The organism is Rhodococcus sp. IEGM 1409 (assembly GCF_030056735.1).
Taxonomy (GTDB): domain Bacteria; phylum Actinomycetota; class Actinomycetes; order Mycobacteriales; family Mycobacteriaceae; genus Rhodococcus_F.
The window spans coordinates 236,106-259,119 of sequence record NZ_JASHKN010000008.1; the positions used below are offsets into that span (position 1 = coordinate 236,106).

Here is a 23,014-nt window from a genome sequence, read left to right on the forward strand (position 1 = left end):
ACGGGTCCGCAATCGATCGATCGTCCACACGATCAATGCTGCAAACGCGTAGGCACCGCCGAGAATGCTCGCAGCACCCCACCCTGCCGCGTCGAAAACCATAGTGGCGGAAACCGCTCCAGCCGCGCTGCCCAACGAATAGAACACCATGTAACTGCCGATGATCCGCCCAGCCGATTCCGGTTCGTCCGCGACGATCAGATTCTGGCTCGTAACATGAACAGCCTGTACGGCGAAGTCCAACGCGACAACACCGACTACGAGCAGGACAAGCGAATGCGTCGCCTGCGCGGTCAATACCCACGACAGTAAGAGAACGACCAATGACACCCCGGTGACACGTTGTGCCTTCCCCTGATCGGCCCAACGTCCGGCGCCGATCGCGCCCAATGCTCCGACCAATCCGGCGATTCCGAAGAGCCCGATCTGTGTGGTCGACAACCGCCACGGTTCCTCGCTCAACGGCAGGGCCATTCCGCTCCACAACGCACCGAAGGACGCGAACAGGAACAAGGTGATCAGAGCCCTCGTGCGAAATAGTCGGTCTGTAATCGCCAATGTCACGACCGACCCCATGGCACGCGCATACGAGCACCGATTCGAGTGCGAACGAATGTCTTTCGGCAGCATCGTCAACGCGACAGCCGCGATCACGACCGAAATCAAGGTGGATCCCGAGTAGACCGCACGCCAGCCTGCCAGATCCGCAACTGCGCCTGCGACAGTTCGAGCGAGGATGATGCCGACAACAACGCCGCTGGTGATTACACCGATGTTTGCGCCCCGCTCGTCCGGGTCGCTGATTGCCGCAGCGTACGCGACTATGACTTGAACGACGACGGAGAACGTGCCTGCGACAGTCATGCCGATCAACAGTTGCACATTCGTGGTGGCCAGAGCAACAACCATCGTTCCCGTTGCAGCAGCGACGATCTGGAGTGCGATCAGTCTCTTGCGATTCACGAGATCACTCAGTGGCACCAACACGATCAACCCCGCCATATAGCCGAGTTGGGCGAGTGCCACGACGAAGCCGAGACTGGCCGGAGGAATGGAAAGATCCGAGCCGATCTGTCCGAGTAGCGGCTGCGCGTAGTAGATATTGGCTACCGAGACCCCGCAGAGCACGGCGAGCAACAGGCGAAGTCCGCGAGGCATTTTCGGCTCTACCGGTGTGATCGCGACTGCATGACGTTCGGACACTTCCACCTCAACTTGGTTGCGTTTTGATACCATTCGAAGACTACGACAGTTCGGTTTCAAAACGCAACCAATGGGGGATCCAATGCCTGATCGCACACAGTGGACGGACTCGCGCTGCCCAGCGGCCCGAGCAGCCGACATCATCGGCGACCGATGGTCGTTGTTGATCGTGCGAGACGCCTTCGATGGAGCAACCAGATTCAGTCAGTTTCAACGAAACCTGGGCATCGCAAAGAACATTCTCACGGACAGGCTCAAAGTCCTTGTCGAGCAAGGAATCTTCGAGGTTCGATCAAACGCGCAAGGGACCCGCAACGAGTACGTCCTGACCGAACGTGGCATGGATCTGTTCGTGGTGATCACGAGCCTGCGACAGTGGGGCGAACGCCACGCTTTCGATGACGATGAACTCCATTCGACGTTGATAGACGACACCACGGGAGATCCGGTACCCAGACTTCGACTGGTCAACGCACGGAACATCGACCTGAATCCGACCAATACACATGTCGAGAAGGTCGTGGAAGGTTGAACGGCAACTCGGCACATTGAATGGTGGCCGCGCTGGGTTCGAAGTACGCGCATACTCCAGTCATGACAGTCGATCTCGAGTTTTCTTGGCCGCAGTTTCTCTGGAGCGTATTCATCTTCGTCGGCGTGCCCACGGCTATCGGTGCGAGCATCATCTGGACGATCTGGCGTTCGGAACGAACTGGCCTGGAGCACTCCACGACCGGCCCCGGCGCCGGGCACACGGGGTCGGGCTCACTCGGACTGTGGCGCACCGGTCTGTTGGCTTTTACGCTGGGCGTTCTGTCTTGCGTGGGCTGGCTCAGCTGGTCAGCCGACTACAAAGGCGGATTCCGCGGCCCCAGCCTGCCTGCCCCGACGCAGTTTCCTACCTGGCAGGTGGTTGCCTGTGGACTGACGGTGATTCTGGCGTGTTTCGTTTCCGCGCATTGCTCGCGATGGATGACGGCGGGCGGTCTGACTGCGGCCACAGGCACTGCTGCAGGATTCACCACAGCCTTCAGTATCGACGCCAGCACCGATGTCACCGGCCAAGCGGGCGTGGGCGTCGCGCTGTCCACCATCGGATGGGGGCTCACCCTTACCGCACTGATGCTTCTTCGCGGCAAATGGTCGCGACGACGCTGAATCTGGCCCTCAGTGCTGTTCACCCACGGCGCGATTCAGTGGCCACGACAGCGTCGTCAAGGCGACAGTCGAATCCTGACGAAGGAATGGAGGTGATGTCCAGACGGATCAGTATCGCGAGTAGTGCTGTATTTCCTCGCGATCAGCGGCGCAGATGCACTTTCGGTCGAGACCGCGGTCGGCAGTCACTGCGCAGAACCGAACTCCGAGCGGATCGTGGGATTCCATACTGTGCCGACACGCCGGGCAGATGGACGGCGTTTTCTGATCCGCGTCAGTCGACTCGGCTTGCCCTCGTGCATTCGAAACATCGGACGGGTTCGACGCCATACAGGCGCTCCAGTTCTCGGCCGTTCGACCACAGACCGGGTTGGCGCCGAGGACGACATGGCTTGACCGCGCATATTCGAATGACCCTCGACGTACCCCACGCTACTCGCTTCGGCGCACCGGTTTGTACCAATTTCTGCCCACGCGACAATCCCGGTCGAGCAGGATAGAACTACTGCACGCAGTAATTCCGTGCAGGATTCGATTTCGTGCAGCAATCGATGTGAAAGGGCTTCTCGTGAACACTTTCCAACGTGTATCCGCCGCCGTGAACGTAGTGGTCCAACCACTGATCGGCGCTCCGATCGTAGGCAAGCTTCTCGGCCGTTCGATGACCGTCATCACCTACGTCGGACGCAAGTCGGGACGCACCTTCAGCGCGCCCGTGTCCTACAAGCGCAAGGGCGACCATGTGACGATCGGCGTTGCCATGCCGGACAAGAAGAGTTGGTGGCGCAATTTCTATCCGGAACAAGGTCCGATCGTTCTCCAGCTGGACGGTATCGATCGTCCTGGTGAGGCGCTCGCACACCGAAAAGGCAAGGGTGTCTACGTCTCCATCGAACTCGCTCCCGTCGACTGAACGGTTCGAACAGCTACCGGCGCAACCACATTCAGCTCGCGCCCACCACCTCGCGAGATCGCGGTGATTCAGATCTCGTGACGGTCGGGACCTTTGGCCCTGTGCAATCGACACTCGCTCTCGCACCCTTCGACGCGGGTTTCTTGTCGATCATCGGTCGAACAATCCGACCCTGTCGGGACATTACCGTCCGGTAACATCGATGGCAGGCGTGAGATGGAAGAGGTGACCACCGTGACGATCGGCATCTATCTGGTCGACGACCACGAGATCGTCCGTCGTGGATTGGCAGACCTGTTGAATCAGGTATCGGGATTCAACGTTGTGGGCGAGGCGTCGTGTGTTCGCGAAGCCTCGGTCGGAATACCCAAATGCCGACCCGACGTGGTTGTCATGGACGTCAGACTTCCCGACGGCAACGGTGTGGAACTGTGCCGAGAATTGGCGTCGACCTACCCGGACGCGGCCACCTTGATGCTCACGTCGTACTCCGACGACGATGCACTGCTCGACGCCTTGATCGCCGGCGCACGTGGATTCGTCCTCAAGAACATTCGCGGCCATGACCTGGTTTCGGCGATCCGTACGGTTGCTACCGGGAAATCGCTGTTGAATACCCAGGCGGTGATCGGTTTGGTGCGGCGCATCCGTTCCGAGCAGGAGTCGGGTACTGCGGCAGCACTGTTGACCGATCAGGAATTGTTGATCTTCGAGTTGATCGGCAAGGGGCTGAGCAATCGAGAGATCAGCACGCACGCGGAACTCTCGGAGAAAACAGTCAAGAACTACGTCTCACGCATCCTCGAAAAACTGGGCCTCGAACGTCGAACTCAGGCTGCAGTTCTGGCGACGAAGCTTCGTGCGGGCACTGCTCACCCGGATCCTTCAGGACAGGCGACCACTCACCTACTGACACCGTCCGGTTCGCCATTCTCCGCCACTACGGGCACACACCATGCCAGGTAGCCGCGACGCGCTCATGCTCAGCCTTTTCGGCGACATCGCCGCAAGCGCCGAAGTCGCTGCTCTGAACCCGACTGCGATTCCCAAACTGCTCAGTGCCGTATTGACTGTCGGGTCCACGCTCCAGCTCGACGAAACCCTGCAACAGATAGTCGACGTTGCGCGGCATCTCCTCGAGGCGGATTACGGTGCCCTCGGCGTGAAGTCCCCCGACGGCCGCTTGTCGCGATTCATCCACTCCGGTTTGGATCAGGGTCAAGTTGCCGAGATCGGGCACCTTCCCGAAGGCCACGGGCTACTGGGCCTGGTCGTTCAAGAACCCTGCCCGGTTCGAACCGACCGCATCTCCTCCCATCCGTCCTCGGCAGGGTTTCCAACCAATCACCCACCGATGGACACGTTTCTCGGTGTTCCGATCTTCGTCAGGGGCGAGGTGTTCGGGAGCATCTACCTCGCGGACAGCTCGGACCGGACTGCATTCGACGACCGCGACGAGGCGGTACTCCAGATCCTGGCAAATGCTGCGAGCATCGCAATCGACAATGCGCGCCTGTTCGAGGAATCCCGCACGCGGGAAGCCTGGCTCAAGGCCGTCGCCGCCGTCAATGCCCGTCTGCTCGGCGGCGGATCCCGCGACGAGACGCTAGCCGAACTTGTTCGGACGACGCGGCATCTCACGGATGGAAATCTTGTGTGCGTCGTTCGCTACGACCTCGGCAGAGAGCCGGTAGTCCACGTCGCCGATGCTGCCGATTCCCAGCCTGCCGCCACGACCGGCTCAGCCGTCGATCTGTCCGGGACCGTGGTCGACGACGCTGCGCGCAGCCGGCGGCCGATCTCTGCCCTACGTGGCAGTTCCGTTCCGGCACTGAATGTTTCCGACGACGAATCGGTGATCGCACTCCCCCTCTCCGGGACTTCGTTCGGCGGCGGAGTTCTCTTCGCGTCACGCCGCAGCGACCGACCGTGGGGCGTCGAGGAGATCGAGCAACTGACGGCAATGGCAGACATCGCTTCTGTCACTGTCGAATTCGCAGAACAGCAACGGAAAGAAAGACTGGTCGACGTCCTCGAAGATCGCGACCGAATCGCGCGTGATCTCCATGACCACGTCATCCAACAGCTGTTCGCCACTGGATTGAGTTTGCAGGGGGTATTGCAACGTCCAGGCGACGAGGACACCGTTCGAACCGTATTGGACACATCTGTAGATCAACTCGACCGGACAGTCCGCGAAATTCGCACCGCAGTCTTCGACCTCCACACGAGCGAAATGTCCACTCCCGCAAGTCTGCGGCGGCGACTACTCGACGCGGTTAACGGCCTGTCCGGCCACTCGTCGATCACTCCCAGCGTCACTTTCGAGGGAACCATCGACAGTTCCGTCCCGGCTCGACTTGCCCCGCACGCCGAAGCCGTTGTGCGCGAAGGCTTGAGCAACGCTCTGCGACATGCGCATTCCGACGCCATCGACGTCACCATCCGGGCCACCGAGGAGCTTGTCATCAGCATCGTCGACGACGGTGTGGGTATCGACCAGGCAACCAGAATTCACGGACTCGACAACCTTGCGACCCGCGCTCGTCAGTGCGGAGGCTCGAGCAACATCACCAGCGAGAACGGTGTCACCGAATTGGTCTGGCGTGTTCCGCTGAGCCCCAAGCGAAGTCCGATACCGAGCCATGGCCGTTGAGCATCAGAGTGGATCGAGTTGAGCCTTCAGCAGGCAGAACTCATTACCCTCGGGGTCCGCGAGGACATGCCACTGTTCCTGCCCTGTCTGGCCGATGTCAGCCGGGCGAGCACCGAGACCCAGTAGGCGTTCGAGTTCGGCCTCCTGATCGCGATCGGTAGCATTGACGTCGATATGCAGGCGAGGCTTGCCCTTCTCCGGTTCATCTCTGCGACTGAGGATGATCGTCGGCTGTGGACCACCAAAGCCTTCGCGTGGGCCGATCTCCAACGAACCATCGTCCATTCGATCGAGGACGACGAAGTCCAGAACCTCGCACCAGAACCGCGCCAGCACCTCGGGATCCCGGCAACCGAACACCAGTTCACTGATACGACACGCCATGACAAACTCGCTTTCTTTCCGCCTGTGAAGACAACTCTCTCGACCGTACCGGACCACGTGATCTACGCCATGCCTCTGTTCCGATCCTAAGGACCTTTTCCCCTCGTCCGAGTTCCCTGCCGCCACGATCATTGCGTTATGTTCCACAGTCCCAGGCATTCTCGGTATTTCGTCACGTCGATTCGCGTAGGCGGCCGTCGTGGTTGATCTAGCACCCCGGCCGGTCGGTGAGGTCGATTCCCACGCCGATGCAATCCCCCGAACCGCTCCGAAGGGTTCGAAACTGGTTGAGATTCTCAGGACCACCGATCACAAGATGATCGGCCTGATGTACATCGTGACATCGTTTGCCTTCTTCTTGGTCGGCGGACTGATGGCGCTGCTCATGCGCATGGAATTGACCGTTCCGGGAATGCAATTCCTGTCCAACGAGCAGTACAACCAGTTGTTCACCATGCACGGCACGATCATGCTCCTGCTGTACGCGACCCCGGTCTTCTTCGGATTCGCCAACTACCTCATGCCACTGCAGATCGGGTCGCCGGACGTGTGTTTCCCGCGACTCAATGCCTTCAGCTACTGGCTGTATCTCTTCGGCGGCCTGATCGCCTCCGCCGGATTCGTAACACCTGGTGGTGCGGCGGATTTCGGCTGGACCGCCTACGTGCCACTCACCAGCGAACTTCACTCCCCCGGCATGGGCGCCGACCTGTGGATCATCGGTCTCGCGCTCGGCGGCGTCGGCACCATCCTCGGCGCAGTCAACATCGTTTCGACGATCGTCTGCCTGCGCGCCCCCGGAATGACGATGTTCCGCATGCCGATCTTCACGTGGAATGCGCTGGTCGCCAGCATGCTGATCCTCCTCGTGTTTCCGCTGTTGGCTGCCGCTCTGATCGGCCTCTGGGTGGATCGTCACCTGGGAGCGCACCTGTTCGACCCCGCCACCGGTGGAGTCATGTTGTGGCAGCACCTGTTCTGGTTCTTCGGCCATCCCGAGGTTTACATTCTTGCGCTACCGTTCTTCGGCATAGTCTCCGAGATCTTCCCCGTCTTCAGCCGCAAGCCGATCTTCGGGTACACCGGATTGGTCTACGCAACACTGGGAATTGCGGCACTGTCGATCGCGGTGTGGGCGCACCACATGTACGCAACCGGTGCCGTTCTCCTCCCGTACTTCTCGTTCATGACCTTCCTGATCGCAGTTCCCACCGGAGTCAAGTTCTTCAACTGGATCGGAACGATGTGGAAGGGGCAGTTAACCTTCGAGTCCCCCATGCTGTTCTCCGTCGGCTTCCTGGTCACATTCTTGTTCGGCGGACTCTCCGGCGTCATTCTTGCCAGCCCGCCCTTGGACTTTCATGTCACCGACACGTACTTCGTCGTCGCACACTTCCACTACGTCCTCTTCGGAACAATCGCCTTCGCGACGTACGCCGGAATATATTTCTGGTTCCCGAAAATGACCGGCCGGATGTTGGACGAGAAGCTCGCCAAGTTTCACTTCTGGTTGACCCTGATCGGCTTTCACGCAACATTTCTCGTCCAGCATTGGCTCGGCGCTCAGGGTATGCCTCGGCGGTACGCGGACTACCTGCCGTCGGACAATTTCACTCTACTCAACACGATCTCGACCATCGGCGCGCTTGTGCTCGGAGCCTCGACGATTCCGTTCATCTGGAATGTTTTCAAGAGCTATCGGTACGGCCGAATTGTGACCGTCGACGATCCCTGGGGATTCGGAAACTCGCTCGAATGGGCGACGTCTTGCCCGCCACCTCGACACAACTTCACCGAACTTCCCCGAATCCGCAGTGAGCGGCCCGCATTCGAACTGCACTACCCCCACATGGTCGAGAGAATGCGCGACGAGGCGCATGTCGGACTGCTTGGCCACAAGTCGGTTTCCGAGGTAAGCACTGAGGTGAAACAACATGAATGACGGCACGAAGTACCGAGCCTGGGCAAAAAACCAGCATCTCGAACGCCGAGCGAAACCCGGCCATCTTCTGGTGCCGTTGCTCATCCTCATGTTCGCGGTCACGACGCTCGTGTGGTTGCCCCTGACGACTGCCGCGTGCTCGATAGTAGTTGCAGGAATGCTGTTCGGCACTGTCCTGCAAGCCAGTTCGCGTTCGACAGACATAACTCGAGGAGTTCACGGAGAACACCGCAATCACTGCGCTGACAGCTGAGGCCGCCTTGATCGTCAACCCACAGGGCGATCTCGCGGCACCTGGCCCGACATGTTCGTTCGCAAGAGTTGGAACACCGCGTGAAAGCATGGCTGCGGCAGCCTTGCCGGTTGTCGTCGGTTTGGACGGAAGCGCCTACAGTGAAAGCGCTTTGGCAATTGCATTCACGGAAGCCGACGCCGCTGACGTGGCAACTGTCAGAATGGGCCACGCTCTACCCTGGCGTCGCCATCCAAAGCTCAGCGCCCGGTCATCGTTGCGAGCGAAGCCTGAATTCGTTTCTCACTCGGTCAGAATCCGTAGCTGTGGATGGGTGCGAGCTGACCGGCGTGGTGGGCTTCGATCACGAAACGCTCGTGGTCGACCAGCTTCTCCGGGAGTTCGTCAACCGGCCACCACCGCAGATCTGCAGATTTCAACGGCTCCATCCGGCGTGGTTCACCCGACCACGTACGGCATTCGTAGAAGAAGTCCACTCGATGATCCACCGGTTCGCTTCCTTCCGCGTGGCGGCGATGCAACACGGTCAGCGGCTTCAGTTCCGAGGAAAGCAACTCGACGCCAAGTTCTTCCGCAGCCTCCCGAACGGCAGCGTCGAGTGCCGACTCCCCCAGTTCGACGTGTCCCGCAGCAGCGTGAGCCCAGTATCCGTCCATGAATCCCGTACCCTCGCGCAGTTGCAACAGCACCTCCGGCCGTTGTACCGGGTTGCTTCGACAGAACATCACGTACACCGCTGGTACCAGCGCAAATTGATCGGCCACACGACCACGCTATCGTGGGCATGAAATGACGGCGCCCCGCGAGAACAAAGCTCGCGGGGCGCCGTCGACAATCTGCTGGATCAGTTGACGTCGAACCGGTCGAGGTCCATCACCTTGGTAAAGGCGGCGGCGAAGTCCTCGGCGAACTTCTGCTTGGCGTCCTCGCTGGCGTACACCTCGGAGAGTGCGCGCAGTTGCGAATTCGATCCGAAGACGAGGTCCACGGCAGTTGCCGTGTACTTCGGATCGCCAGTCGCACGATCAACCCCGTCGTAGACGTTTTCGTCCGTCTTCGACGGCTTCCACTCGGTACCCATGTCGAGAAGGTTGACGAAGAAATCGTTGGTCAACGTCTCGGGACGATCGGTGAACACCCCGTGGCCGGTCTTGCCGAAGTTCGCGTTCAGCGCGCGAAGTCCGCCGACCAGCACTGTCACCTCGGGCGGGGTCAGAGACAGCATGTACGCGCGGTCCACCAGCAGAATCTCTGCCGGAATCTTCTCCCCACCCTTGAGGTAGTTCCGGAATCCGTCGGCCCGAGGTTCGAGTACCTCGAACGACTCGACGTCTGTCTGCTCCTGCGTTGCATCCGTACGTCCCGGCGTGAACGAGACCGTGATGTCCTGTCCCGCGTTCTTCGCAGCCTGTTCGACGGCCGCTGTGCCACCCAGAACGATCAGGTCGGCAAGTGAAACCTTGGCTCCACCAGCCTGGTTGAAGTCCTGCTGAACCCGATCGAGAGTCTGAAGCACCGCCGACAGAGCTGCGGGCTCGTTGACTTCCCAGTTCTTCTGCGGCTCCAGTCGGATTCGCGCACCGTTGGCGCCGCCGCGCATGTCGGTGCTGCGGAAGCTCGCAGCCGACGCCCACGCGGTCGACACCAACTGCGAGATGGACAGCCCGGAGTCCAGAAGTCGACTCTTGAGGATCGCGATGTCTGCGTCCCCGATCAGTTGATCATCGGCCGAGGGAACCGGGTCCTGCCACAGCTGCGGCTCGGGAACCCAAGGCCCCAGGTAGCGCGTGACCGGTCCCATGTCACGGTGAAGGAGCTTGTACCAAGCCTTGGCGAACTCTTCGGCGAATTCTTCCGGATGATCGAGCCAGCGCCGGGTGATCTTCTCGTACGTCGAATCCAGGCGTAGGGAGAGGTCGGTCGTCAGCATCGTCGGTGTGCGTCCGGCCGACGAATCGAACGGATCCGGGATCGTGCCCGCCCCCGCACCGTCCTTCGGTATCCACTGCCAAGCACCCGCTGGGCTCTTGGTCAGCTCCCAGTCGTAGCCGTACAGAATTTCCAGGAAGGTGTTGTCCCACTTCGTCGGAGTGGGAGTCCACACGACTTCGAGACCACTGGTGATCGCGTCCTTACCCACACCCGTGCCGAAGGCACTCTTCCAGCCCAGCCCCTGCTGCTCGATGGGTGCGCCTTCGGGTTCCGGTCCGACGAGGTCGGCCGGTCCGGCTCCGTGTGTCTTGCCGAAGGTGTGGCCGCCTGCGATCAGCGCGGCTGTCTCCACGTCGTTCATCGCCATGCGCGCGAACGTTTCTCGGATGTCGCGGGCGGCCTCTACCGGATCCGGTTGCCCGTTGGGTCCTTCGGGATTGACGTAGATCAGGCCCATCTGCACGGCGCCGAGCGGTCCGGACAGCTCACGGTCTCCGCTGTAACGCTCGTCGCCGAGCCAGGTGTCCTCAGGGCCCCAGTAGATCTCCTCGGGCTCCCAGATGTCTTCTCGACCGAAGCCGAAGCCGAAGGTCTTGAACCCCATCGACTCCAGGGCGCAGTTGCCCGCGAACACCAGCAGGTCGGCCCAGGAAACCTGCTTTCCGTACTTCTGCTTCACGGGCCAGAGCAGGCGCCGCGCCTTGTCGAGGCTCGCGTTGTCCGGCCAACTGTTGAGCGGGGCGAAACGCTGAGCGCCTTGACCGCCACCACCGCGACCGTCTGCGATGCGATAGGTGCCGGCAGCATGCCAGCTCATACGCACGAAGAGTCCGCCGTAGTGCCCGTAGTCGGCCGGCCACCAATCCTGCGACGCCGTCATCAACGCGATAACGTCGCGCTTGAGTGCCTCGACATCGAGTTTGGCAAATTCCTGGACGTAGTCGAAGTCGGCACCCATCGGGTTCGACTTCGACGAATGAGAATGCAGGACCGACAGATCCGGCTGATTCGGCCACCAGTCGCTGTTCGTTCTCGGACGATTCCCACTGGGTGTCGGCGACGGGATTGCGGGGTTTTCACTTTCGCTGGTGCTCTCGGTGTTTCCATCGTGAGCAACCGGGCAACTATCGGACACGGTAATCCCTCCATGAGCAAGTAGAACGGACTTCGATCACGTTTGTGATCGCAAACTCTGAGTTGTCGAGCAGTCGGGACACAGCCCCCAGTAAATGACCTCGGCTTCGTCGAGAACGAAGCCGTTGTGCGCCGACGGCGTCAAACACGGCGCTTCGCCTACGGCGCAGTCGACGTCCTCGACTACGCCACACGACCTGCAGACCACGTGATGGTGGTTGTCACCGACGCGAGACTCGTACAGCGCCACCGATCCGGGCGGTTGTATCCGCCGTATCAATCCGGCGTCGGTGAGAGCGTGCAACACGTCGTAGACCGCCTGCCGTGACACCGCCGGCAGAACAGCCCGCACAGCATCGAAGATTGTCTCGGTGGCTGCATGTGGGCGTGTATGCACAACCTCGAGCACCGTGACTCTGGGACGAGTCACGCGAAGCTCAGCGGTACGCAGTTGGGCTGCATAATCCGGCGTCGAAGGCACCTTTCCACTATTGCGCAATCTTCTGGACTGAACCCAGACTTTCGCGAAAATCCTCGTCGACGCAGATTTACCGACCGATTCGTCTACGCTCCGACCGGGACGAACGGGCCTGGGAATCATTGGAGATGAAATACGCCGCCTCGTCGGTGCGCGCGAGGTTCCTGAGCGTTCGAGATCAGCGTTGCGTAGAGGCTGCCACCCCCTGGTTCCACAAACTCCAACAATCTCCCGTTTGTCCAACTACCGTGAAAGAGAGAATCCGCCGAGGTCAGGAGTGATCGTGCCCAAATTGGAGATCAAAAGGAAGTCAGAACTCTCGCGGCAGGAAGTCGCCGAACGACTCATCGCCCTCGGCCAAGCCCTCGCCAGTGGATCGGAAGTGGAACTGGGATCGGGTGGGGACTCGATCGAAATCAGTGTTCCGGAACAGGTTCGGTGGGAACTCGAGATCGAAGTCGACGGCAATGAAGTCGAGATAGAAATCGAGATCCACTGGCGCGACGCCCCTCAGGAAGAATCAGAAGAGAAGTCTCCGCCTCCCGCCAAAGCCGTTCGTCGCAGCCGACCACGCAAGAGCACTGCCAAATAGGCCAACTCGAACACGGTTGTCAGGCAATTACGGAGACGCCGACACCTCGAGGGACACAACGCGTAGCAGTGCTCGGAGATCTCTTTCGATTCGTCGAAACAGTTGGTAGACAACGATGAATCCGGCGATCCCGCCCAAACACAGCGCGCGGACGGTTGCGTTGAGTTCTTCACCGGCACCCGAACCGACAAAACTGAGCCCCGCGATTCCCACCAGGGGAACCGAGGCTGCCACCGCGAGGTACCGCGTGCTACTCCGACCCAGTGAACGAATATCGCGGCCGTCGTCGCTTCGTAACTCTCCGTGTGACAACAAGATCGGATACAGACATCGAACCGAGTAATAGGTCAGGATGAAGAACGGATAGGCGACTGCGACGGCACCACACACGGCCAACGACGACATCAGGTGCACGTAGGCTCGCTGCGGAATGCCTCCGGCCGCAATCTGCAATGCAACTGGATATGCGATGCCGGCCAGAACCCACAGACCGAAAGCGATCACCACTGCGCGGTGTCCGACGTTCAGCGTCGCGGTACGCGCCTTGTTCAAGACCTCCGCGCTGTACGTCTGACCGTTACGCAGTCCGTGAGGCACGGTGAGCGCGAGCCGACACCAATACAGGATCGCCGCGGCGCCGAGAGAGAACGCAGCCACCCCGATGACCAGATGAACCTGCTCGAGATGCTGTTGAGCCTGCGGCGAGAGCTCCGAGATGATCAGCATCTTGTTGTAGTAGTAGTTGTAGCCCGCCGCCAGTAGATTCGGAATTCCGATCGCGGCCAGCAGAATCGGCAGTGCCCACTTCCACAACGTGGAACGTGGGCTCCCTTCCGGTGGGTCCACCAGATTACGGGCAGACCGGTCCAGACACAGTGCGAATTGACGGGCCAGCTTTCGGCCACCAGACCACCTTCCGTCTTTCTCCGGCGAGAGAGACTTCACCAGAACTCGGCGCAGCGCCGGTGGACAGTCGTCAGGTAGCCGTGCCTCCGCCGCGGGATCCACTCCGCGCCGGCGGGCCTCGAGCGCCTTCTTGGGCGACGGTGGGTTCTCCCCCGTTCCGTCGTCCGCGAAAGGCCGACTCCCGGTGAGAAGTTCCCAGAGCATCACGCCGAGTGCGTAGATGTCGCTGCGAGTGTCCAGGGTGCCAGGCACCCCGACGGCACAGGCCTCCAACTGCTCCGGGGACATGTAGGCAAGCGAGCCACCGACAAAACATGCAGCGTCCTCGGTCGAGACCTCCTCGCTCGAGCTGACGTTGAAGTCGGCGAGTTTGGGGATGCCTTCGACGCTGAGCAGTACGTTCGCCGGCTTGATGTCCCGATGCAGAACGCCGTGCTCACGCGCGTACTCCAGGGCGTCGGCCAGTCTCATTCCCATCCAGGCCACGGTCTCCGGCCACGACATCGCAGCGATCTCGCCCCGCAAACTCGTCTCGCTCGGCTTCATCTCTCCCTTCTTCGCCAAAGTCTGATCGATGGCGTCGAGAAGAAGCTGTCCGGAGCGCTGGGGCTGCGGTGTCACACGGACAAGTTTGACCACGTCGAGCAGAGTTCCACCTGGCACGTATTCCATGAACAGGACTCGCAGCGCGCGTTCCTCGAGCAGTCGCTGATCGAAGACCCGGACGATGTTGGGATGGTCGAGCTGGGCGAGAGTTTGCGGCTCGACTCCGACGTTGCGCGAGATTTTCAACGCAACCCACCGCTGCATCGAGAGTTGCCGAGCGAGGAACACTCGGGCAAACGCGCCGTGCCCGAGTTCCAACACCAGTTCGAAATCGTCCAGGTGCTGCCCGATTTCGAACTCGTCGAAACCCGAGAGACCCAGCATCATGACGTCTTCGCGACCGGCCATCGAATCACGGTCGAACATCTGCTCGAAACTCTCTGCCTGCAAAGGGAACTCGGTGACGTACTCGGCCGCCACGACGTCCTCGCCGCCCTGCTTCCGTAGCCGGAACTCCTCGTACAGGAGCTCGGCCGGTAGTGGTTCTTCGAGTAATTCCGGATACTCGGCGCAATACTCCGTGAGCCGCTTGAGGCGATCACTTTTCAGCCAGCGGTACTCCATGTCGATTCCGACCAGTTCGATCAGCGCGGCCCGACGAATCTTGGCGGGATCGGGCAGATAGTCGCTCAGCTCGGACGGGGTTCCCGCCTCCCAATCTCCGACCAGGCGCCCGAGCCCGTCGGCACCGTTGCGCCCGTCTTGCCCTACTGGCAGTGTGGACGGGCGCAACTCGGTGACGGTGCCCCGTTCGGTCAGGGGCCCGCTCGCGATTGTCGCGTCACTGGCCTGCGCACCACGTTCATTCATGACACTTCTGCTCCGCACCTCGAGCACGATGAATCGAGGTGACTCACTTCAGCGTAACCCCGGCGGTACCCCAGACCCCAGCGAATCTATTCGGGGTGAACCGGCAGATTCGTGCCGATGCGGACCAGGTCTTCGCGATCTTTGATCTTGACGCGATCACGCCCGTGCCTGACACCGAGGTCACGTTCGGCGGCATCGATGCGAAGCCATCCTTCCCAATCGACGGGCAGCAGATTTCCGGCCGCGAGGAGTGCAGCGATCGGGCTACGGTCTATTCGACGTTCGCCTACCGAATCCAGCTGTCGCAGCATCGTTTCGACAGTTTGGCGAGCATCGGGCCGCGCCGCACCGATCAGACCGACGGCACCTCGCTTCATCCATCCGGTCACGAACAGGCCGGTGATCGGTAGGCCGCTCTCGTCGACCACCGCGCCGCTCCGGTGCGGAACGATGCCGCGTCCGTGATCGAAGGGCACCCCGGCAAGCGGTGTGCCGCGAAATCCGATTGCCCGGTACACAGCTTGAACCGGATAGTCGGTACAGGCCCCCGAAGCGGTGACGTGACCGTAGCCGTCAGGGTCCGTGTGCTCGACGCGCAGTGCTTCGACTTTCCCGTTACCCAGAATCTCCGCAGGCTGTCGGTAAAAGTGCAGGTGAACTCGGCGCTGGGCAATTCGGTCGGCAGAAACAGCGTCCGCGAAAGTGCGGAGCGTTTCGACAGCCAGTCGGGTGTGGACCAACTGTTTGGTCATCCGCTCGATATGCCGATCCGGTGCGACATCGGCAGCGTCGACGACAACATCGACACCGGGCAGTTCACCGAGAGCGCGCAACTCGTTCGGGGAGAATCGAGCGTCGGCGGGTCCGCGCCGGACGAAGATGTGCACCTCCCGAACGAGACTGTCGGCGATCCCTTCCTGAACCTCGGCGGATACGTCCGTGGCCCGTAGCGATTGTGCCTCGGCGAGGAGCATCCGCGTGACATCGAGTGCGACGTTGCCACCTCCGATCACTGCAACCGATTCGGCGTTCAGCGGCCACTGCGGCGAACTGTCCGGGTGATCGTTGTACCAACCGACAAAATCGGCGCCACCGAAAGAGCCTGGAAGCTCGACGCCGGGAACGTCGAGCGGCGCATCCTTCAGCGCGCCGGTGGCAATGATCACGGCGTCGTAGGAAGAACGTAGATCCTCGACGGAAAGGTCCTTTCCGATCTCTACGTTGCAGAACAGCCGGAAGTCACTGGCGCCCAGCGCGGTGTGCAGAGAATGGGCGAACTTTTCGGATTCGGGGTGCCCTGGCGCGAGGCCGTAACGCACCAGTCCGTACGGCGTGGGTAGACGCTCGAACACGTCGGTCTTGGTGCCGGGCGCCAGTTCAGCGAGGGCGCCCGCAGCGTAGATTCCCGCCGGCCCCGCTCCGACGATCGCAACACTGCGCGGAGGTGAGAACACCCGGGGCGACGCAAGCGGGGATACCGCTCTCACACTGATCATGCACCGAGGCTAGGAGCTCAACTGCGCTAGAGATCAAGTCCTCCGCTTTTCAGTAACCCTGCGATGCGGGCTTGTGCTCGGTTGTGTAGCGGTAGAACTCCGCGAGTTCGAGTTCACCGGCAGCTGCCTCGTCGACGATGACGGTCACGTGTGGGTGCAGCTGAAGCACTGACGCCGGGCAGAACGCCGAGACCGGACCTTCGACCGCCGCCCGGACCGCGGGCGCTTTGCGTGCGCCGTTCGCGATCAGGACGAGATGCCGTGCATCACTGATGGTTCCGAGACCTTGTGTGATCACATGATGCGGCACGTCGGCCGGGTCTGCGAAGAACCGTGCGTTGTCGGCGCGGGTCCTCTCGGTCAAGGTCTTCACTCGGGTGCGCGACGCGAGCGAGGAGGAGGGCTCGTTGAAACCGATGTGTCCGTTGAGGCCGATGCCGAGGATCTGCACGTCGATGGGACCGTTTTCGGCAATGGCAGCGTCGTAGCGCCGGGCAGCTTCACTGGGATCCGAGGCTCCGCCGTCAGGGCTGAACACTCGCGCATTGTCGATGTCGAGGTGATCCACGAGTTCCGTGCAGATGGTGTGCGCGTAGGACTGTGGCTGATCGGACGTGAGACCTACGTACTCGTCGAGAAGATACGCGCTCATCGCAGCGAACGACACTCCCGATTCCCGATGCCGCCTGATCAGCTCTCGATACGTGTGCAGCGGTGACGATCCCGTCGCGAGGCCGAGCGTCCGCGCTCCGTTTTCCATTGCGCCGCAAACAATATCGGCAGCGATTCGCCCGCCGTCTTCCGGACTGGGAACTATGACGATTTCCATTCAGGCTTCCTCTCTGCTCTTGCCGGCTCCGACGATGGCATCTCGTACCGAACCCGAAGCGCGAGCCAACAATTCGGTTGCTTCGGCGAAGTCGCATTCGGCCAACAACATGACGACCGCTGCCTTCACATGACCGTCGGCATTCTCGATGGACTCCGAAGCGATCTCGGTATCCACTCCGGTGGCTGCCGCGACGATCCGGTTTGCACGATCGACAAGTTTGGCATTGGTCGGCCGAAGATCGACCATCAGATTGTGGAATGCCTTCCCGGAGCGGACCATACTGGCCGTGGAGAGCATGTTGCACACCATCTTCTGCGCAGTCCCGGCCTTGAGCCTCGTCGAGCCGGTGAGGATCTCGGGGCCGGTCTCCACTTCGATGGCCACGCCGGCGTGAGAACTCATTGCCGCACTCCGATTGCACGAGACTGCCACTGTTGCGGCGCCGAGTTCGCGGGCATGATCCAGTCCCCCGATGACATAGGGGGTACGACCACTAGCCGCCAAGCCCACCACGACGTCCGTGGCGTTCAACGAGATTGCGTCCAGGTCGCCCCCAGCCGCTCTCGGATCGTCTTCTGCTCCCTCGACTGCGTTCAGAAACGCTCCCGGGCCACCGGCGATGATGCCGATCACCTCGCCCGGATCTGTCCCGAACGTCGGAGGACATTCCACTGCGTCGAGAACTCCCAGGCGCCCACTAGTCCCGGCTCCCAGGTAGATCAGTCGACCACCTTGTGCCCGTGCGGCGACGATCAAGTCGACTGCGGCTTCGATGGCGGGTAGTACCGCCGCGACCGCGTCGGCCACGATTGCGTCCTGCTGGTTCATCACGGTGAGCAGGTCCGACACCGACATGACGTCGAGATCGCGGGTGAGAGGGTTGGGTCTCTCGGTGGAGAGCATATCCAATTGCATTGTGGCGCGTCCTCCTCGATCAGATTTCACTACGAAGACTCCTCGTCAGTATTCACGGTGACGACTCCTCGTCAGTATTCACGGCGACGACTCCTCGTCAGTGACGCTTCGAAGCAATGGCATCATGGCTTCGTTGTAGAGCAGAGAGTGCGCTGGGCAGCGAGTGCGCCACCATCGCAAAAATTGTGTCGACTACCAACAGCTGACCGGTGCGGCTTGCCATCGCAGCCGATCGGAATCCGAATTCTCTACCGGCAGTGAGTAGAACGTGGTGTGACTGCACGGCGAGCGTCGATCGCGCCCCACCGGTGATCGCAGCGGTCGACGCCCCGGCACGACGGGCAAGGGCAAGTGGCTCGACAACATCGGAAGTCTCACCTGAATGTGAGATTCCCACTGCGATGTCGTCCGGTCCGAGCAAGCTGGCACTGACCATCGCCGCGTCTCGGTCGAGATGAACCCGGCAATTGACGTCGATACGCGAGAGCTTCAACGTGAGGTCTTGCGCGACGATGCCTGACGCACCGATGCCGTACACCTCGACGCGGCGGGCGGATCGAATCCGGGACACAACTTCTTCGAGCGCAGCAGGATCGGTCAATTGCGCCGTGCCCTTGAGCTGTTCGGATTCGAACTCGGCGAGCTTGGCCATCACCTCGCCGGCCGAGTCGGCGGCAACGATGTCCACACCGAGCGGGATCGTGTCCCCTGCGCCAGACCCGCTGATCGCCGCCAGCGCGAGACGAAGCTGTGGATAGCCCTCGAAACCGAGCCGTTTGGCTGTGCGGACCACTGTTGCCGTGCTTGTCGACGCTCGCTCGGCGAGATCGTTGACCGTCAGGGTGGAGGCCAGACTGGGGTCGGCTTCGATGATTTCGGCGATCCGCAGCTCGGCAGGCGAGAGGCTGCTCAGTGATGCGCGAATACGAGCAAGCAGGTCGACGGACGCCGGAGCACTCCGGTCCAAAGTCATAACGCCTCGATTCGCATCGTTTTCGGAGCTGACGGCACCGATGTGATTCTAGGCAGCCCACGGCTTCCTGGCGTCAGAGATCCGAGCACACTGGCGTGACGTGCGCCGGTGCACGAAGCAATGCTTCCGGGCAATCCGTGTGCGGTGAGGAAGCCGAGAACCGCGAAAGCCAATGCTTCCTTGATGTCGGAGGTGACGCCGAGTTCGTCCGAAGAGACAAGCGCGATGTCGCCCAGTTCGTCACGGAGCATCGCCATCAACGTCGGGTTCTTGGTACCACCGCCTGACACCACCACTTCGGTGGCTGCCAGTCCTCTGACGGAATCGGCGACGGTCCGGGCGGTCAGTGCAGTCAGTGTCGCGACGATGTCGGCCAGAGACAAGGATTCGTAGCCCCGCAGAGCGGCGAGTAGATAGTCCCGATGGAACAATTCCTTGCCCGTGCTCTTGGGAGCGGGCTGCGCATAATACGGTTCGCTCAGTAGATGTGCGAGCAGATCGACGTTCGGTGTGCCGGCCGCGCCCAGAGCGCCACCGAGATCGAACCACTGCTCCCCCGCGGTGAATTCGCTTACCGCAGAGTCGATCAGCGCATTTGCGGGGCCTGTGTCGAAGGCAATCGGTACTGCGGCACCATCTGCCGTCGATGTCGGGGCGCCACCCGGAGCAGTGACGTTCGCGATGCCACCGAGATTGAGCGCGACGGAACCCGAAGTTCTTCCGTTGAGCCACAATACGTCGAACGCGCTGACCAGTGGTGCACCCTGACCACCTGTCGCCACGTCGCGCGAGCGCAGGTCCGACACGACCGTGCATCCGGTCTTCTCGGCTATCCAGGCCGGCTGCCCGAGCTGAAGAGTGCCCTTTACCTGCGCTCCTTCGACCCAGTGGAACATCGTCTGACCATGTGAGGAGATCAATTCCGCACTGCCACCGCACAGTTCCGCGTTCGCCCGCGCAGCCACGGCCGCGAATGCCTGCCCGATCTCGGTGTCGAGTTGGCAGATCTGACCGACAGTGGTGGACGCAGGCGGTACCGCAGCCGCCACCGCAGCCCGCAACTCACCGGAATATGGTTCGCTGACCATCCCCAGTGGGGTCAGCACAAGAGTGTCCCCGTCGATCCGGATGTCTGCCGCGGCAGCATCGATAGCGTCGTACGAAGTACCGGACATCAGACCGATGACTCTCATGAAATATCCCTTACTCGGATCGTTTCGGCATTCGGAAAAGCTGCGTTCAGTCGACGAGTGCCCGCTTGTGGGCATTTCCTCGCAAGGTACTCAAGGCAATCGCGCTGACGGCACACGTTGCCATCACGAAGTAGGCCGGAATATCGAGATTGGAAGTTTCCTTGATCAGCCACGTGATGATCAGACCGGCGCAGCCCGAAAAGACCGCGTTGGACAGGGAGTATGCGAGTCCCAATCCGGTGTACCGAACCGACGTGGGGAACATCTCGGAGAGCATGGCGGGTCCGGGTCCGGCAACAAGTCCCACTGCAGCGCCGGCGGCAAACACTGCAAATCCCTTGGCTGTCAAAGATGTCTGCTCGTTCTGCAGGACGTTGAGCAGCGGCAGAGCCAGGACCAGAATTATCAAAGTGCCGGTGAGCATGACCACGCGTCGTCCGATGCGATCGCTGAGTCCACCCGCGATCGGAATGGTCACCGCGAAGCCAGCATTGGCGAGTACAGAAGCAACAAGTGCCTGATGGAAAGTCGCGTTGAGCGAACTCTGAAGATAAGTAGGCATGACGACGAGGAAGGTGTAACCGGCAGCAGACCAACCCATCAACCGCCCGATTCCGAGCAGAATCGCCCTGGCTGTCTCGCCGACAGTCGGCTGCACTACCGGCGCCGCTGCATCAGCCGTCGGTTCGGACTGAACTGCGCGGGAGCGCTCGAACGACGGCGTTTCTTCGAGCCGGAGCCTGAGCCACAGAGCGACCAGACCCATCGGAAGTGCAAGGAGGAACGGGATGCGCCAGCCCCAGTCACTGAGCTGTGACGGGTCGAGGACAGTAGCGAGGAGTGCTGCGATACCCGCACCGGCGAGCAGTCCGAGTGCGACGGTGAACGACTGCCACGAGCCGTACAGCCCACGTCGTCCGGGCGGAGCGAACTCGGTCATCACCGACACTGCACCGCCGAACTCACCACCGGCCGACAATCCCTGCAGAATTCGGAGGACCGTCAAGAGCAGCGGTGCCAGAATTCCGACACTCTCGTAGGTGGGGAGCACACCGATCAGGGTCGTCGCACCCGACATCAGCAGAAGAACGATCACTAAGGTGGGGCGTCGGCCGATGCGGTCACCGAGTCGACCGAACAGCGCGGCACCCACTGGGCGGAAGAAGAACGCCAGCGCAAACGACGCATAGGTCTTGATCAGGCTTTCGAGATCGCCGGAGCCGTCGGCGCTGAAGAAGTTCGACGCGATGATCGTCGCGAAGAACCCGTACACGCCGAACTCGTACCACTCGATGAAATTTCCGACGGAGCCGGCGACGAGCGCCCTGCGCCGTTTGAGCTGCACACCATCGTTCCGTGTCTGCACTGTGATGCCCATGCCGTCCTCCGTTGACGAAACCCGAATATGCAACAAAGTTTCATCTGTACGGAGTGTAAATGTCAAGAAGTTTCACGATTGGATCTTTGTGGCCCCGGAATCCCTATGCTCCCGCGAACGTGAATGCCTCCGCCTGTTCGAACTGGCCAGTGGAGTCACCGGAATAGACGATGCTCTCGTTCGGGCCGAGCCCGAGCTTACGGACGGGCGTCCCCTCCGCGAGATCCATCGACGCCACGTCCACCCAGAAAGTATTCGGTGTCATCGCCGACTCGAAGAAATAGAGCGTGCGTTTGTGATCGACGACCGTACGCCAACGGGTCGACGAGATGTTGGGCTCGTCGGGAGTCGAAATACCCAGGGGCACCGATACATTCCGAATAACGCTGAAGGTGGATGCCAATGCCGACCGCGGATCGTCCGTTTGCGGTATCGCATCCACATAGAACGATGCCCGCGCGAATCGGTCAGCGGCACGGTTGGTTCCGGGCAGCATGACGGTTCCGTTGATCTGCTTCCAGTACTCGTTGACGGCGAGTTGCTGATCGAAGATCGGCGAATTGGTCATCACTTGGTACTCGCGGCTGTGATGAATCGTCGGGCGTCCGCCGATGTACTCGATGATCGCGCTGTCTCCTCCAGCATCCGAGAGCGACATGTGCAGCGCCGCGAGGCGGTCTTCGCCGGGAACGGCAGCGGTCACCACGGTGAACGGTTCTGACGCCAACACGTCGACCGCTTCCTGAACTGTCGCAAAGCAATCCAGGACGTATTGTGCCCACGCCGCGATCGACAATCCAGGGCTCGAACCGTCGTAGGTCGGGTACTCGGACTCGACCAACCACAAGAGATTGGCAGACAGCCCAGCCTCGTTGACCCCATCGGTCGTGCACATGTCGTACGCCGTCGCGACAACACTTCCGTATTTCGACGTCCACTGTATCGAGTTCGGACCCGCGCAGCCCTCTCTGGTCATGCCGCGCGGGAATGCCCAGAGGTTTGTTCCGAGGTCGACCTTCCAATCCATCGATCGAGCAGTGATCACAGTGTCGTTGGGCCCCAAGTAGACCAAGCGTGTACACATCGAAAACTATCCCTTCTTTACGGCGTGACGATATTGAAGCTGGGATCGAAAGTGTCCAGCACCCCTCCCAGCGTCTCCAGCGCCGATTCGTCTCCGTCGAGCGAAACCTTCCCAGCCTTGGCCAGTTCAGCGGCCGCGCCCAGCTGTAGAAGCGCTCCCGCCAGTGCAGCTTTCCC

At 61.1% G+C, this 23,014-nt stretch carries 22 protein-coding genes and 1 pseudogene; 8 read left to right on the forward strand and 15 right to left on the reverse strand.

Going from position 1 to position 23,014, the window contains the following annotated elements; all coding sequences use genetic code 11:
* Positions 1-18: 18 nt before the first annotated feature.
* A pseudogene (locus tag QM716_RS21200) lies at positions 19-1,347 on the reverse strand (MFS transporter); the annotation flags it as partial.
* Here QM716_RS21200 and QM716_RS21205 point away from each other — a divergent pair.
* Together QM716_RS21205 and QM716_RS21210 are read left to right on the forward strand one after the other, a co-directional pair.
* The gene (locus tag QM716_RS21205; protein ID WP_283306057.1) at positions 1,286-1,735 is read left to right on the forward strand and encodes a winged helix-turn-helix transcriptional regulator; all 450 of its coding nucleotides are present in this window, start codon (positions 1,286-1,288) and stop codon (positions 1,733-1,735) included. The pseudogene QM716_RS21200 and the gene QM716_RS21205 overlap by 62 nt on opposite strands.
* Before the next feature lie 62 nt (positions 1,736-1,797).
* The gene (locus QM716_RS21210) at positions 1,798-2,361 is read left to right on the forward strand and encodes a hypothetical protein (RefSeq protein WP_283306058.1); all 564 of its coding nucleotides are present in this window, start codon (positions 1,798-1,800) and stop codon (positions 2,359-2,361) included.
* A 108-nt stretch (positions 2,362-2,469) separates the two neighbouring features.
* Here the strand turns inward: QM716_RS21210 and QM716_RS21215 are convergent, their stop codons facing one another.
* Positions 2,470-2,691 (reverse strand): RGCVC family protein, encoded by a 222-nt coding sequence (locus QM716_RS21215; RefSeq protein ID WP_283306059.1) that lies wholly within the window; start codon positions 2,689-2,691, stop codon positions 2,470-2,472.
* Positions 2,692-2,929: 238 nt separating this feature from the next.
* Here QM716_RS21215 and QM716_RS21220 point away from each other — a divergent pair, with 238 nt between their 5' ends.
* The 3 genes from QM716_RS21220 to QM716_RS21230 all read left to right on the forward strand — a co-directional run bounded on the left by QM716_RS21220 (position 2,930) and on the right by QM716_RS21230 (position 5,930).
* Entirely contained in the window at positions 2,930-3,274 is a 345-nt protein-coding gene (locus tag QM716_RS21220; protein WP_283306060.1) for a PNPOx family protein, read from the forward strand.
* 216 nt (positions 3,275-3,490) lie between these two features.
* Positions 3,491-4,240 carry a response regulator transcription factor gene (locus QM716_RS21225; RefSeq protein ID WP_283306061.1) on the forward strand — a complete coding sequence of 250 codons (750 nt, stop codon included), beginning with the start codon at positions 3,491-3,493 and terminating at the stop codon, positions 4,238-4,240.
* On the forward strand, positions 4,230-5,930 hold the full coding sequence (locus QM716_RS21230) for a GAF domain-containing sensor histidine kinase (protein ID WP_283306062.1): 1,701 nt from the start codon (positions 4,230-4,232) through the stop codon (positions 5,928-5,930). Before QM716_RS21225 ends, QM716_RS21230 begins: the two co-directional genes overlap by 11 nt.
* A gap of 3 nt (positions 5,931-5,933) precedes the next feature.
* On the opposite strand, the gene QM716_RS21235 is transcribed toward QM716_RS21230, so the two are convergent.
* Positions 5,934-6,314 carry a VOC family protein gene (locus QM716_RS21235; RefSeq protein ID WP_283306064.1) on the reverse strand — a complete coding sequence of 127 codons (381 nt, stop codon included), beginning with the start codon at positions 6,312-6,314 and terminating at the stop codon, positions 5,934-5,936.
* 199 nt (positions 6,315-6,513) lie between these two features.
* Between QM716_RS21235 and ctaD the strand changes: the two genes are divergently transcribed.
* Complete coding sequence (ctaD, locus tag QM716_RS21240) at positions 6,514-8,256, forward strand: aa3-type cytochrome oxidase subunit I (protein WP_283306065.1); 1,743 nt, start codon at positions 6,514-6,516, stop codon at positions 8,254-8,256.
* Positions 8,249-8,509, forward strand: coding sequence for a hypothetical protein (locus QM716_RS21245; RefSeq protein WP_283306066.1), 261 nt, complete (start codon positions 8,249-8,251; stop codon positions 8,507-8,509). The genes ctaD and QM716_RS21245 overlap by 8 nt, the downstream gene beginning before the upstream one ends.
* Before the next feature lie 290 nt (positions 8,510-8,799).
* Here the strand turns inward: QM716_RS21245 and QM716_RS21250 are convergent, their stop codons facing one another.
* From QM716_RS21250 to QM716_RS21260, 3 genes are all read right to left on the reverse strand, one after another.
* Entirely contained in the window at positions 8,800-9,273 is a 474-nt protein-coding gene (locus QM716_RS21250) for an NUDIX domain-containing protein (RefSeq protein ID WP_283306067.1), read from the reverse strand.
* An 80-nt stretch (positions 9,274-9,353) separates the two neighbouring features.
* Positions 9,354-11,576, reverse strand: coding sequence for a catalase/peroxidase HPI (katG, locus tag QM716_RS21255; protein WP_283306068.1), 2,223 nt, complete (start codon positions 11,574-11,576; stop codon positions 9,354-9,356).
* 36 nt (positions 11,577-11,612) lie between these two features.
* Entirely contained in the window at positions 11,613-12,056 is a 444-nt protein-coding gene (locus QM716_RS21260) for a Fur family transcriptional regulator (protein ID WP_283306070.1), read from the reverse strand.
* Positions 12,057-12,336: 280 nt separating this feature from the next.
* On the opposite strand from QM716_RS21260, the gene QM716_RS21265 reads away from it, so the two are divergent.
* Entirely contained in the window at positions 12,337-12,645 is a 309-nt protein-coding gene (locus QM716_RS21265; protein ID WP_283306072.1) for an amphi-Trp domain-containing protein, read from the forward strand.
* A 27-nt stretch (positions 12,646-12,672) separates the two neighbouring features.
* On the opposite strand, the gene QM716_RS21270 is transcribed toward QM716_RS21265, so the two are convergent.
* The 9 genes from QM716_RS21270 to QM716_RS21310 form a co-directional block, all read right to left on the reverse strand.
* Positions 12,673-14,967: a serine/threonine-protein kinase gene (locus QM716_RS21270; RefSeq protein WP_283306073.1), complete on the reverse strand. Its 2,295-nt coding sequence runs from the start codon at positions 14,965-14,967 to the stop codon at positions 12,673-12,675.
* Between the two features lie 86 nt (positions 14,968-15,053).
* Positions 15,054-16,463: an FAD-dependent oxidoreductase gene (locus QM716_RS21275; RefSeq protein ID WP_283306075.1), complete on the reverse strand. Its 1,410-nt coding sequence runs from the start codon at positions 16,461-16,463 to the stop codon at positions 15,054-15,056.
* A 49-nt stretch (positions 16,464-16,512) separates the two neighbouring features.
* Positions 16,513-17,292 (reverse strand): glucosamine-6-phosphate deaminase, encoded by a 780-nt coding sequence (gene nagB / locus QM716_RS21280; RefSeq protein ID WP_283306077.1) that lies wholly within the window; start codon positions 17,290-17,292, stop codon positions 16,513-16,515.
* The gene (gene murQ, locus QM716_RS21285) at positions 17,293-18,210 is read right to left on the reverse strand and encodes an N-acetylmuramic acid 6-phosphate etherase (protein WP_283306078.1); all 918 of its coding nucleotides are present in this window, start codon (positions 18,208-18,210) and stop codon (positions 17,293-17,295) included.
* Between the two features lie 97 nt (positions 18,211-18,307).
* Positions 18,308-19,183 (reverse strand): MurR/RpiR family transcriptional regulator, encoded by an 876-nt coding sequence (locus QM716_RS21290; protein ID WP_283306079.1) that lies wholly within the window; start codon positions 19,181-19,183, stop codon positions 18,308-18,310.
* Positions 19,180-20,376 carry an anhydro-N-acetylmuramic acid kinase gene (locus QM716_RS21295; protein ID WP_283306081.1) on the reverse strand — a complete coding sequence of 399 codons (1,197 nt, stop codon included), beginning with the start codon at positions 20,374-20,376 and terminating at the stop codon, positions 19,180-19,182. The genes QM716_RS21290 and QM716_RS21295 overlap by 4 nt, the downstream gene beginning before the upstream one ends.
* Positions 20,377-20,422: 46 nt before the next feature.
* A complete protein-coding gene (locus QM716_RS21300) occupies positions 20,423-21,754 on the reverse strand; it encodes an MFS transporter (protein ID WP_283306082.1) in 1,332 nt (443 codons plus the stop codon).
* Positions 21,755-21,857: 103 nt separating this feature from the next.
* Entirely contained in the window at positions 21,858-22,838 is a 981-nt protein-coding gene (locus QM716_RS21305) for a linear amide C-N hydrolase (protein ID WP_283306083.1), read from the reverse strand.
* Positions 22,839-22,855: 17 nt separating this feature from the next.
* Complete coding sequence (locus QM716_RS21310; RefSeq protein ID WP_283306159.1) at positions 22,856-23,002, reverse strand: alkyl sulfatase C-terminal domain-containing protein; 147 nt, start codon at positions 23,000-23,002, stop codon at positions 22,856-22,858.
* Positions 23,003-23,014: the final 12 nt, after the last annotated feature.